The following is a 12,169-nucleotide window of genomic DNA, read 5'->3' as shown; positions in this document are numbered from 1 at the left end:
CGGCATGCTGCTGGGCCTGGATTTCATTCGCGCCCATCACATCTACTTGGCCAACAGCCGCGGCCGCGCCTATCTCACGCTGCTGGATGAACCGGGGGCGGCGAACCGGGCTCCCATTTTCACGCCATTCACAAAACAGGCCCCCAGCGGCCCGCCACCCGAACCGGAACGCGATCCCGCCGCCGGTGATTGATCCCATCCGGACAGCCCCTGGCGACGTCGTGCCTGCCGTGGCAGGGTGTTGTCGCGAAGGGATGTGGAATAACAGTTGGGTGGAAATATGACTCAGGATGTGGTGCCGGCCGTCGCGGTGTCCCGGGAGCGGTGGCACCAGGTGATGACGGTGGTGCGGGTCGCCAGCGGCAACTTCCTGGAAATGTACGACTTCATGGTGTTCGGCTATTTCGCCGGCGCCATCAGCCGCGCCTATTTCCCCAAGGGCAGCGACACCGCCAGCCTGCTGCTGACCTTCGCCACCTTCGGCGCCGGCTTCCTCATGCGGCCCATCGGCGCCCTGGCCCTGGGTGCCTATATTGATCGCAAGGGGCGGCGCGACGGCCTGCTGCTGACCCTGGGCCTGATGTCCGTGGGGACCATCACCATCGCGCTGATGCCGGGCTACGCCACCATCGGCCTGTTGTCGCCCCTGCTGGTGCTGCTGGGCCGGCTGGTGCAGGGCCTGTCGGCGGGGGTGGAGCTGGGCGGCGTCTCCGTCTACCTGTCGGAGATCGCGACGCCGGGCCACAAGGGCTTCTACGTCAGTTGGCAGTCGGCCAGCCAGCAGGTGGCGGTCATGGTGGCGGCGCTGATCGGCGTGGCCCTGACCTTCTACCTCCCATCCGACACCATGCAGGCCTGGGGCTGGCGCATCCCCCTGGTGGTGGGCTGCCTGATCGTCCCCTTCCTGTTCCAGATCCGCCGTTCGCTGACTGAGACGGAGGTCTTCCTGGCGCGCAAGCACCGGCCGACGGCGGGGGAAATCCTGGCCTCGCTGGCGGCCAACTGGGGCGTGGTGCTGACCGGCGTGGGATTGGTGCTGATGACCACCGTGTCCTTCTACTTCATCACCGCCTACACCCCCACTTTCGGCCGTGACGCCCTGCATCTCAGCGATATGGACAGCCTGCTGGTGACCCTGGCCGTGGGCGCCAGCAACTTGGCTTGGCTGCCCCTGTCGGGGGCCCTGTCCGACCGGGTGGGGCGCCGGCCCATCCTGGTGGCCTGCACCGTGCTGGCGCTGGCTACCGCCTACCCGGCCCTGAGCTGGCTGGCCGACGCGCCCAGCTTCGGTCGCCTGCTGGGGGTGGAGCTGTGGCTGTCCTTCCTCTACGCCAGCTACAACGGCGCCATGGTGGTCTACCTGACCGAGATCGTGCCCGCCACCGTGCGCACGGCGGGCTTCTCCCTGGCCTACAGCCTGGCCACGGCCGCCGGCGGCTTCACCCCGTTCGTCAGCACCTACCTGGTTAAGCACGGCGGCAACGCCGCCATGCCCGGCCTGTGGCTGTCCGCGGCCGCCCTGTGCGGTCTGATCGCCGTGCCGGTGAGCGTGAGGTTCGCCAAGCGGCATGCGGAGGGGTGATGCCTGAGAATAAAAACGTTTCCGGATCTGTCCATGGTAGCCATTTTTTCGGCGAGGCACTTTTTGGAGGCAGACGGTAAGGTGATGGTTATGTATTTACAATTTTAAATTGATAATATGTTTGACTTTCTTGCAAAAGTAGAATTACACTTGGGCGCTAATTGCGTATTTAACGAAATGAGGTGGTCATCTTGTCGATTTTGGACTCTCTCTTTAATATAAAAACCCTTCTAACCATATCTGCGGGTGCTCTTATATCGATAAAATCTCTGAGAATATATTTCCAGAAAAAAGAAGGTGATATTAATGTTAATGGAGATAGAAACTCCATAAATATAAATAATTTTGAAGAAAAAGTAAAAAGAGAATACAATACCCTATGGAGTGTTTTCTCAATTATTTTACTTTTTTCCTATCCAATTTTTCCTATGTGGGCAAATAGTATTTTGTATGGCCTGGCATTTATTGCGATATTAATGGCGATATTGGGCTTTCCGTCGCTGATTCGACGCCAGGGGTTTGATGGAATTTGGGGGATGTTCTATATTATAGGCGCTGTTGTCGCTGGATGGATGGTCGTTCACGCAGTGCCGTATTTGGATTATAACGCGAATAGGTCGGCCGGCCTATATGGTTACGTTGGTGAAAGTCTGCCGGTTATGATCGCTCCTTTACAATATGGAGAGACTATTATTAATCGTGCTGATATTTATTCGGGGCGAATTCAAGAATTTATCATTTCTGTTGCGCCCATCATTGGATATTCTTTTCTTATTTTATCATCATGCTATCTTGGTTTTGGCCCCTTGGGGCGGAGGAGCTTTGATGGAGCTTTTAAATATTTTATGATCTATTCGACGATTTCCGTGATTGGCGCTTTGATGGCCTGCGACGTTATTAAATACATATTGCAAAGAGATTTCTCAATGATGTTGAGGATTGTGCAGTACATATTGTCTTTTCCTCGGTGATTGCTTTTTCTCTTGGCGCCATTTCCATCATTATTATTGGGATGATTGGCGTGCCAGCCACACGGTATGCCGGTCGCAGTCCGGGTCCTTCGCGCGCTACTCAGCGACATCGAAGCCGTGGGTGTCCGGCAGTGTGCGGCACTCTGCCGGATCCAGACTGGCGTGGTATAGCGGTTCGCTGGCGTTGGCCCATGGCCACGCCGTGTTGAGGGCCGCTGGTGAACATCAGGGCGGCGCCCGGCAGAGCGTGGCGCTAGAAGGTGGCGAACATGGCGCGCTGGTCGTCGAAATCCAGGTGGAAGAAGCTGTTCCAGGCCAGGTGCTGGCGTAGCGCCCAGATCCAGCGTAGGACCTGGCGGCGCCAGAGCGAGGAAGCGGTCCAGCCAAAGGCCTTCCATGTCAGGGCGGTGGAGCTTGGCGGCCCGGCGATCAGCCTCCCACACCAAGCCGTGGCGCCGGTGCAGGGTGATGATGCGGTCGGCGTCGCTCATGATCTCGTTCCGGGAAACGGGGTAGCGTTTATTGGGTACGTCGGCCGGGCAGGGTGCGGTTCGGTGCGGCGGCGCGGGATATCCTGAAGGTAGAGCTGCAATAAATTAACAGAATATCGACCCTGGGTTGTGATCTGCTGATCAGGATCAGGCGCCCCGGAGAGGGCGCCGTTTTGGCGGTGGAGGCCCCCATGTCGATTTCGCCCTACACCCTGTATCTCGACCAGTCCGCCCACCTGGATTGGGACTGGCTTTACACCTTCGAGCAGAACTTCTGGTACTACAAGTATGGGCAGGGGGTGAAAGCCATCCTGGACCAGGCCATCGCCAACGTGTCCGCCCCCACGGTCGATGACGTCACCTATTATTACACCATCTGCGAGATGGGGTATTTCAAGCGCTACATCGACGTTTCGCCGGACCAGGTCAGCGCCCTGCAGCAGGTGCTGGAGAGCGGCGACACCTTCCAGGTGCTGGGCGGGGGCATCACCTCGCCGGATTGCCTGGTCTGCGCGGGCGAAGCCTTCCTGCGCAACTACCTCGTGGGCCACGTGTGGCTGTCGCAGGCGCTGCCCTTCATCACGCCAAAGCCGCACTGCTGGATCCCGGACAATTTCGGCCAGGATCCGGAACTGCCCGTGCTGACCCAGGCGCTGGGTTTCACCGGTATCGGCTTCTCCCGCCTGCCGGGAAGCAACAGCACCTGCCCGGTGCCCGACCCGACCCAATCGCCCGCCGGCCAGGACTGGCCGGCCACCCATTTCGACTTCACCTGGCAGGCCTCGGACGGGTCGACCGCCATCACGCATTGGATGCCCGACAGTTACGCCTTCGGCAACCAATTGGGCAGTCCCGCTGAGGCCACCCAAATCTCGCTGTTCACCAACGCCTACCTGCCGACCCAGGACAGCGACCCGGTGCAGTACGGTGCCGCGGCCACCCCTTATCTCTACATCCCCATCGACAACGATTTCAGCATGCCGCTGACGGGGCTGCAGGCGGCCGTCACCCAGTGGAACGACAACAAGGTGTTCGGCGGTGGCGCCCAGGCGACCAACACGCAGGTGACGCTGGGGACCTTCGACACCTTCATCACCCAGCTGCGGCAGAACCAGGCCGACTATCCCCTGCCCCTGCTGGCGCCGTACAATGGCACACCGTACTGGACCGGCTATTACGCCAGCCGCATGGCGCTGAAGACGCTGCACAACCGGGCGCTGCGCGCGCTGGTGGCGGCCGAGGTGTTCGGGCTGCTGACCCGGCCCAACGACACCACCTACAACAATGCCCTGCCCACCGGTTTCTGGGATGATCTGGCGGAGGCCTGGATGGCCTTCCTGCCCAGCACGCATCATGACTATGTCTGCGGTACCGCCAACGATGCCGTTTACGCCACCGAGCAGTTGCCCCTGCTGCGCGGCGTGGCGGGCACGGCCGCCGGTCTGCGTGCCTCGGCCCTGAACGCCCTGGCCTCCATGATGGCGCCCAGCGAGGATAAATATCCCGTGCTGGTGGCCAATTCCCTGGGTTTCGCCCGCACGGGCCTGGTCGCCATATCCGACGTGGCCGTGCCCGGCCTGGACCAGGTCACCTTTGACGGCAAGCAGAGCGCGGCCCAGATCTCCTCGGAGGGGGAGATGCTGTTCATCGCCACGGTCGACAGCCTGGGCTATGACGCCAGCGGCAGCCTGTCCGCCGGCGTCTCCGGCGGGGCTGGGACGAAGGGCACGCCCCCCGTCAGCATCACCCCGGCCACCGGCGGCGGCGGTTACGTGCTGCAGAACGATTATCTGATCGCCACCATCTCGCCCGCCGCCAACTGGGGTGTGGAATCGCTGGTCGACCAGTCGACCAGCACCGACATCCTCACGGGCACCGGCAACGACATGACCTTCTATGTCGACCAGGGCGGGCTCTACCAGTTCGGCAACGAATATGTCGACGGGTCCTACTCCTTCCACCCCGATACGGGCGTCACCGCCACCACCACCGGCGCCTGCTTGGGTGCCGTGGTGCTGGAGACGGGGCCCGTGCGGGTCAGGCTGCGCACCGTCGTGGCGTACGCGGTGAATGGGACGACGGTTCGCTACACCCGCGACTATGAGCTGGTGGCGGGAGAGCCGTTCCTGCGCATGGTGACCACAGGCCAGGTGCCGTCCGGCTATTCCGTCATGGCCCGCTTCCCGTTGTCGTCGGCGGTGACCGGCCTGGTGCACGGCACGCCCTATCACTGGACCACGCAACAGCCCCTGCGCACCGGTGCCGGCCAGCCCTTCTGGGGGCCGCCCACCTTCCAGGCCACCCACAACTTCGTGCTGCCCCAGGACCAGGGCGGCGCCACCCTGGCGGCCCTCTACCATGGTGGCATTCCGGCCTGGGCCTATGACGCGGACGGCGCGCTGATCGGCTGCCTGATGCGCAACACGCCCACCAGCGGCGGCCACGGTGCCAGCGGGACGGATACCGGACCCCACACCCTGGCGTACGCCCTGCGTGTACCGGGAGGGCTGGGCACGCCGGACGGCGGCGCGCCCCTGCAGGAGGCGCTGTCCTACAACACGCCGCTGCGGGGCGCCTTGCTGCCCAGCCAGGCGGGCGTCACCAACGGCCTGCCCCAGCAGGACAGCATCGCCGCCGTCGCCAGCGGCACCGCCATCCTGACCGCCGCCAAACCCGGCAGCTTCGCCGCCAATTCGGACAGCGTCGTGCTGCGGCTCTATTCGCCGGCCAATCAGGCCCAGGATGTGACCGTCACGCTGGGTGCCGGCCTGGCGCCGTCGCAGGCGGTGGCGGTCACGGCGGCGGAGGGGCCATGGCCAGGGCCGGACCAGGGGGTGAGCCTCAGCGGGGGGACCGTCACCCTGACGATGACCAACGCCCTGGCCACCCTGCAGCTCACCTGAGGTCGCCGGTTTTCCGGGTGGGACACCTCACCCCACCGGCAGCAGCAACTGGGCCTTCAGCCCCGGGCCATTGTCCTCCAGCACCAGGGTGCCGCCGTGGCGCTGGGCCACCGCGTCCACCAGGCTCAGGCCCAGGCCGCTGCCCGGGCGGGCCTGGTCGCGGTCCAGGCGGAAGAAGCGCTCGCGCACCCGCTCGCGGTCCTCCGCCGGGATGCCGGGGCCGTTGTCGGCCACGGTCACCTTCACGCGGGATGGGCCGTCGGCGGCGACGGTCAGGCTGACATGGCCGCCCTCGGGCGTATATTTCAGGGCGTTGTCCAGCAGATTGGCCAGGGCCTGGCCCAGCAGCTGGCGGTTGCCCTGGACCGTGGCGGCCGGGCCGGTCGCCTCCACCGCCATGGTGAAGGTGATGCCCTGGTCCTCCGCCACCGCGTCGTACAGCTCACCGGTGCTGAGCGCCAGGGCGTCCAGCGGTACGGGGGCGATGGGCAGGTTGCCGCCCGACTCCACCTCGGCGATGGCCAGCAGGGCGCGGAAGGTGGCCAGCAGGTGGTCCACCTCCTCGATCGCGGCCTCCAGCACCTCGCGCGGGTTCTCCACCGTGTCGTGCATCAGGGCCAGTTCCAGGCGCGTGCGCAGGCGGGTGAGGGGCGTGCGCAGGTCGTGGGCGATGCCTTGGCTGACATGGCGGATGCCGGCCACCAGCGCCTCGATGCGGTCCAGCATGGCGTTCAGCGTCTGGGCCAGCTGGTCGAACTCGTCACCGCTGCCCGTCAGGGGCACGCGGCTGACCAGCATGCCCTCGCGGATGGCTTCCGCCGTGCGGGTCACGCCATCCAGGCGCCGCAGCCAGACGCGGCTCATGGCCAGGCCGCCCACCAGGCCCAGCACCAGGGCCAAGCCCATGCTCCAGCCGATGACGCGCTCCAGCCGCTCGCGCAGCACCCGCACCTCGCCCAGGTCGCGGCCCACCAGCACGCGATAGCCGCCGGGCAGGACCGCGATCAGGGCGCGCACGTCGCCCGGCCGCACCTGGCCGCTGCTGGGATCCTTCACCGGCAGGTTGGCCCAGCCGGCCTCATCCACGCCCTTGGGCCAGAACTGGTTGCCGGCCAGGGTGGCGCCCGAGCCCGCCGACAGGATGTAGATGGAGGAGGCGTTGCCCATGCCGCGCTCGTTCACCGCCTCCGCCAGGCTGGCCATGCCGCCGGTGCGGTAGCGGTCGGCCAGGGCCTGCATGTCCTCGCGGATGCCGGTGTCGGCCTGGCCCGCCAGGAATCCCGCCGTGGACCAGTAGATCAGCCACAGCACCAGCAGGACGGAGCCGATGAACAGCCCGAGATAAATCAGGGCGAAGCGGAAGGTGGTGGTGCGCAGCAGCCGGCCCAGATGGCGGTGCCGGTCGGACGGCAGATCCATGCCCGCCGCTTCCGCGGCCGGACGTTTCACGGACGTAAGCAATACCCGGCCCCCCGCACGGTCTGGATCAGGGGCTGGTCGAAGCCCTTGTCCACCTTCTGGCGCAGGCGCGCGATGTGCACGTCGATGACGTTGGTCTGCGGGTCGAAGTGATAGTCCCACACCTGCTCCAGCAGCATGGTGCGGGTCACTACGCTGCCGGCGTTGCGCATCAGGCATTCCAGCAGCTGGAACTCGCGCGGCAGCAGGTCGATGACCTTGCCGCCCCGCTTTACCGTGCGGGCCAGCAAATCCATCTCCAGGTCGCTCACCACCAGCTTGGTGGCCTGGGTCTGCGGAGCGGCCCGGCGGCGTCCCAGGCTTTCCAGCCGGGCCAGCAACTCGGAAAAGGCGTAGGGCTTGGTCAGGTAGTCGTCGCCCCCCGCGCGCAGGCCGGTCACCCTGTCCTCCACGCTGCCCAGGGCGCTCAGCACCAGCACGGGCGTGTCGTTGCCGGCGGCGCGCAGCAGGCTGACCAGGGACAGGCCGTCGCGGCCGGGCAGCATGCGGTCCACCACCAGGGCGTCATAATGCTCCGCCCCCGCCAGGTACAGCCCCTGGGTGCCGTCGGGCGCGTGGTCCACGGCGTGCCCCGCCTCCTTCAGGCCTTTCAGCATGTAGGCGGCGGCCTGGGCGTCGTCCTCGATGACTAGGATCTTCATGGGGCAACCTGGGTTGGGGAGGGCACCAGACAAAGGGCCGGGCGGTGGAGTTCCGCCCGGCCCCGTCAGGTCTTCAATCGCCGGAATTCACTATCCCGGAGAGGCATCAGCCCTTGGGCGTCACGGGCAGGGGCAGGAACATCTGCTGGTCACCGCGGCGGACCAGCAGCAGGACGGACTTGCGGCCGTCCTTCTTGGCCTTTTCCACCTGGCTGTTCACGTCCGCCGGCGCCTTCACGCTCTCGTTGTTCACGCTGGCGATGATGTCGCCGGGGCGCAGGCCCAGCTCGTCCTTGCCGGGATCGACGATGACGACGCCCTGGGCGTCGTTGTCCAGGCCCATGCGCTCGCGCGTGCGGTCGTCCAGCTTGCCCAGCTTCAGGCCGGCCACGGAGGCGTTGTCACCCTTGCCGTCCGGCGAGGTGGAGCCGCCGGGGCCGTTGTCCTTGTCGCCGCTGTTGGGCGCCTCGCCCAGCTTCACGGAGACGGTGACGGCCTTGCCGCCGCGCAGCACGCCCAGGTCCACGGTCTTGCCCGGGTCGATGCCGGCCACGTTGCGGGCCAGGTCGCGCTGGTTGTCGATGGACTTGCCGTTGATGCTCTGCACGACGTCGCCCTGCTTCAGGCCGCCCTTCTCCGCCGGGCTCTTGGGCGACACGGCGTTGATGATAGCGCCCTTCGGCTCCTTCAGGCCCAAGCTGTCGGCGATCTCCGGCGTCACGGCCTGCAGGGTCACGCCGAGATAGCCGCGCTGCACATGGCCGGTGGTCTTCAGCTTCTCGATCACCGGCTTGGCAACGTTGGACGGAATGGCGAAGCCGATGCCGACCGAGCCGCCGGTGGGCGAGAAGATGGCGGTGTTGATGCCGATGACCTCGCCATTGGCGTTGAAGGTCGGGCCGCCGGAATTGCCCTTGTTGATCGAGGCGTCGATCTGCAGGAAGTCATTCAGGTTGGCGGCGTCGATGTCACGGCCGCGGGCCGAGACGATGCCGGCGGTGACGGTGCCGCCCAGGCCGAAGGGGTTGCCCACGGCGATCACCCAGTCACCCGGGCGCATCTTGTCGCTGTCGCCGAAGGCCAGGGCCTGCAGCGGCTTCTTGGGCTCGACCTTCAGCAGCGCCAGGTCCGACCGCTCGTCCTGGCCCACGATCTTGGCCGGCACGTCGTCGGTCTGGTCCTGGAAGTGCACCTTCACCTCGTCCGCGCCCTCGATGACGTGGCGGTTGGTGACGATGTAGCCGCTGGGGTCGATGACGAAGCCCGAGCCCAGGGCCGATTCGATGCGAGGGCGGCCATTGCCGCCGCGGCCGCCGGGCAGCGCCTCGTCCGGCAGGCCGAAGTGGCGCATCATCTCCTGCAGTTCCTGCGGCACCTGCGGCGTCGTCACCTTGTGCGCGGCGGTGATGGTCACTACCGCCGGCGTCACCTTCTCCACCAGGTCGGCGAAGCTGGGCAGCGACGCCGGGCTGGCGGCGTGGGCGGTGATGGCGGCCGGCGGCGCCACCAGGGCGGTGCCGGTCATCAGGCCGATGGCCAGCGCGGTGACGGCCAGACGGGGAAAGCGCTTCTTGGCGGTGCGAACGGTGGGCAGGGAGGTCATGGTCTCAAGCTCGCTTTCACGAAGATATTTCTTGGTCTTTGGGCGTCCGGAACCCGCCCGGCAGGGGCCGGGTTCCGCGGGATCAGGTCAGGCAATTGCGGCCGGATTGCGGATTGGCCGGTGAAATTCAGGTGTCGATGGAGCCATCGTCGAAACCACCATCGTCGGCGGTATCGTAGCTGGCGTCCTGGTAGCCGCTGTTGTCGTCGCGATAGGCGTCGTCGCGGTAGTTGGCGTCCTGGCGGCCGCTGTCGTACCGGTCGCCGTTCTCGTTCACGCCATTCTCGTTCACGATGGTCTCGTTGACGGTGGTGTTGTTGATCACCGTCTCCTCCACCCGGTCGCCGCCATAACCGGCACCCCCAAAACCGGCGCCCCAGGGGGAACCACCGCCGAAGCCGCCGCCATGGCCGCCCCGGAACAGCGACTCCACCGCGTCGGCCGCCAGCACGCCGCCGGCCACGCCGGCCATGGTCTCGAACATGCCGCGCATGAAGCTGCGGGGCTGGGCGTAGGCGGGTGGCGCGCCGTAGGTGGGCTGGCCGTATGCCGGCTGCGGCGGGGCGTAGGCCTGGCCGTAGGGCGGCTGGGGCTGCTGCTGCGCCGGATAGGAGGACTGCCCCCAGGGGCCGGACGGCTGACTGGCGGGCTGCCCCTGGGGCTGCCCCAGGGGCTGGTTGAACGACTGGCCGCTGGACTGGCCGGTGAAGGGCGGCGGGCCGCCTTGCGACCGGCCGGCGGCGTTCTGCTGCAAATCGGCCAGGCGGCGCTGCGCGTCCACCAGGGCCTCCTGCTGGGCCAGCAGGGCCTGGGCCATGATGTAGGGCAGGGCGGGCTGGCGCGACAGCGCCTCGCCCACCAGGCGGTCCGATTCAGGGTCGCGGGGCATGCCGTCCAGTCGGGACACACGCGCCAGCAGGGCTGTCAAATCTTCGCGGTCCTTCGGGGTCATGATGGTTCCTCGACTGCTTTCCTTTGTTACCGTCTTTAACACGGTGGCCCAACTAACATGGGGCGATCATCGCCCGCCGCAACGAGGATGATCATGGTCGGGACAGACTTTCCAGCCCGTGGCAGCAGGATTAAGTTTTTTTCATGCGGCGGCGGGCCTAAAGCGATAGGAACGCGCGGTCCTTTTGACTTGTCGAGGGTGCCTCCTTGGGGCACGCCATCCACCCATGGCCATCATGCTTCCCCTGGCGCCACCCGCCTATACGCCTGACGAGATGCGCGCCCGCGTCCTGTACCAGGACGCCGACGTGCTGGTCGTGGACAAGCCCTACGGCCTGCCGGTGCATTACGGCACCAAGTCCACGGACCATCTGGAACGCTACCTGCCCTGGCTGGTGGCCGAGGGCGCGCCGGCGCCGCGCCTGGCCCACCGGCTGGACAAGGACACCACCGGCTGCCTGGTGCTGGGCCTGAACGAGACGGCGTCCACCCGCCTGGGCAAGCTGTTCCTGGCGGGCCGCGTGGGCAAGCGCTATTGGGCGGTGGTCAAGGGCCGTCCGCGGACGGCGGAAGGTCGCATCGAACTGCCGCTGGTCAAGCGCCAGGTGCCGGGATGCTCCCGCATGATGGTGGACCAGGAGGAGGGCAAGCACGCCCTGACCGAGTGGCGGGTCATGGCCAGCGGGCCCGATTCGGACGGCCAGATCCTGTCCTGGCTGGAGCTGACGCCGCGCACCGGACGCATGCACCAGCTGCGCGTCCATTGCGAGGCCATGGGCTGGCCCATGCTGGGCGATCCCATTTACGGCCGTGACTGGCGGGTGGAGGGGGGCGCGATCCGGCGCCGTCCACCCCGCTGCACCTGCACGCCCGCTGGGTGGCCCTGCCCTGGGGGGCCCCGTCGGAACCGCCGCTGGCGGCCACGGCCCCCTTGTCGCCGCATCTGGCCGCCACCTTCCAGCGCCTGGGTTTCATCGCCGAAAACAGCTGACCCGAGCGACGACGGGTTGTCACGCGGGCGGCGTATAAGGACTGTCGCCAGCCACGCCAGGCGCGCAAAAAGAGAAAAGGTCGGTGGCATGACACCACCGACCCAGGAGGCTTGGAAGGAATTCAAGACAGGACGGCAACAGACCGTCTTGGCTTGGGTAGATCCACTACGCGACCGGACAGGCCAGGACGCCGGTTCGGCCACCGCAGGTACGGGGAACGTCCGCCGGGCAGGGTGTCTAGAACCCCAGCCCGGGGTACTCGCCGGCGCCGTTCCCACCCTCTCGGTTGGGGCAGAAGGGGGCGGGAAGTCACTCGCGGTCTAGGACGAGTGGGCGCCGGTGCCACCAGCCAAGGAGACGGCGCCACGGGCGGGGGGTTGGGGCTCCCGTCCGGGGCTGTCGCCGTCTCCATCGGCTGGCGACGAGGGGACAGTGCCACGCCAAGCTGACCGCATCCTGACAAAGATGCCGGGCATAACGATTCCTGGATCCCGTCACATTTTTGCCCATCGGGGGTGGCATAAGCCACCGCTGTGATCATGGCTGCGGCGTTCCC

At 66.2% G+C, this 12,169-nt stretch carries 9 protein-coding genes; 5 read left to right on the top strand and 4 right to left on the bottom strand.

Annotated elements, in window-relative coordinates:
* Positions 1–4 precede the first annotated feature (4 nt).
* The 4 genes from UAA55_RS10870 to UAA55_RS10855 all read left to right on the top strand — a co-directional run bounded on the left by UAA55_RS10870 (position 5) and on the right by UAA55_RS10855 (position 5,947).
* The gene (locus UAA55_RS10870) at positions 5–193 is read left to right on the top strand and encodes a hypothetical protein (RefSeq protein WP_322952736.1); all 189 of its coding nucleotides are present in this window, start codon (positions 5–7) and stop codon (positions 191–193) included.
* A gap of 87 nt (positions 194–280) precedes the next feature.
* Positions 281–1,582, top strand: coding sequence for an MFS transporter (gene tcuC / locus UAA55_RS10865; RefSeq protein WP_322952734.1), 1,302 nt, complete (start codon positions 281–283; stop codon positions 1,580–1,582).
* Between the two features lie 191 nt (positions 1,583–1,773).
* Positions 1,774–2,553 (top strand): hypothetical protein, encoded by a 780-nt coding sequence (locus UAA55_RS10860; protein WP_322952733.1) that lies wholly within the window; start codon positions 1,774–1,776, stop codon positions 2,551–2,553.
* Between the two features lie 682 nt (positions 2,554–3,235).
* Positions 3,236–5,947 (top strand): glycoside hydrolase family 38 N-terminal domain-containing protein, encoded by a 2,712-nt coding sequence (locus UAA55_RS10855; RefSeq protein WP_322952732.1) that lies wholly within the window; start codon positions 3,236–3,238, stop codon positions 5,945–5,947.
* Between the two features lie 27 nt (positions 5,948–5,974).
* On the opposite strand, the gene UAA55_RS10850 is transcribed toward UAA55_RS10855, so the two are convergent.
* The 4 genes from UAA55_RS10850 to UAA55_RS10835 all read right to left on the bottom strand — a co-directional run bounded on the left by UAA55_RS10850 (position 5,975) and on the right by UAA55_RS10835 (position 10,622).
* Positions 5,975–7,366, bottom strand: a complete 1,392-nt coding sequence (locus UAA55_RS10850; protein ID WP_322952730.1) for a sensor histidine kinase — start codon at positions 7,364–7,366, stop codon at positions 5,975–5,977.
* A gap of 26 nt (positions 7,367–7,392) precedes the next feature.
* The gene (locus tag UAA55_RS10845; protein ID WP_322952729.1) at positions 7,393–8,067 is read right to left on the bottom strand and encodes a response regulator transcription factor; all 675 of its coding nucleotides are present in this window, start codon (positions 8,065–8,067) and stop codon (positions 7,393–7,395) included.
* Positions 8,068–8,173: 106 nt separating this feature from the next.
* Entirely contained in the window at positions 8,174–9,670 is a 1,497-nt protein-coding gene (locus UAA55_RS10840) for a Do family serine endopeptidase (RefSeq protein ID WP_322952728.1), read from the bottom strand.
* A 127-nt stretch (positions 9,671–9,797) separates the two neighbouring features.
* Positions 9,798–10,622 carry a DUF2076 domain-containing protein gene (locus tag UAA55_RS10835; RefSeq protein WP_322952726.1) on the bottom strand — a complete coding sequence of 275 codons (825 nt, stop codon included), beginning with the start codon at positions 10,620–10,622 and terminating at the stop codon, positions 9,798–9,800.
* Between the two features lie 226 nt (positions 10,623–10,848).
* Between UAA55_RS10835 and UAA55_RS10830 the strand changes: the two genes are divergently transcribed.
* The gene (locus tag UAA55_RS10830; protein ID WP_322952723.1) at positions 10,849–11,937 is read left to right on the top strand and encodes an RluA family pseudouridine synthase; all 1,089 of its coding nucleotides are present in this window, start codon (positions 10,849–10,851) and stop codon (positions 11,935–11,937) included.
* Positions 11,938–12,169: the final 232 nt, after the last annotated feature.

The organism is Nitrospirillum guanabarense, assembly GCF_034653355.1.
In the GTDB taxonomy this organism is placed as follows: Bacteria; Pseudomonadota; Alphaproteobacteria; order Azospirillales; family Azospirillaceae; genus Nitrospirillum.
Note: the sequence above shows the minus strand (reverse complement) of the source record. Positions and strands in the feature narration are given on the sequence as shown.

What these genes read in the sequence shown, in the direction of transcription:
- UAA55_RS10870 (WP_322952736.1), top strand. Translation starts at nt 5, where the DNA reads ATGCTGCTGGGCCTGGATTTCATTCGCGCCCATCACATCTACTTGGCC.
- tcuC (WP_322952734.1), top strand. Translation starts at nt 281, where the DNA reads ATGACTCAGGATGTGGTGCCGGCCGTCGCGGTGTCCCGGGAGCGGTGG.
- UAA55_RS10855 (WP_322952732.1), top strand. Translation starts at nt 3,236, where the DNA reads ATGTCGATTTCGCCCTACACCCTGTATCTCGACCAGTCCGCCCACCTG.
- UAA55_RS10850 (WP_322952730.1), bottom strand. Translation starts at nt 7,366, where the DNA reads ATGGATCTGCCGTCCGACCGGCACCGCCATCTGGGCCGGCTGCTGCGC.
- UAA55_RS10845 (WP_322952729.1), bottom strand. Translation starts at nt 8,067, where the DNA reads ATGAAGATCCTAGTCATCGAGGACGACGCCCAGGCCGCCGCCTACATG.
- UAA55_RS10840 (WP_322952728.1), bottom strand. Translation starts at nt 9,670, where the DNA reads ATGACCTCCCTGCCCACCGTTCGCACCGCCAAGAAGCGCTTTCCCCGT.
- UAA55_RS10835 (WP_322952726.1), bottom strand. Translation starts at nt 10,622, where the DNA reads ATGACCCCGAAGGACCGCGAAGATTTGACAGCCCTGCTGGCGCGTGTG.
- UAA55_RS10830 (WP_322952723.1), top strand. Translation starts at nt 10,849, where the DNA reads ATGGCCATCATGCTTCCCCTGGCGCCACCCGCCTATACGCCTGACGAG.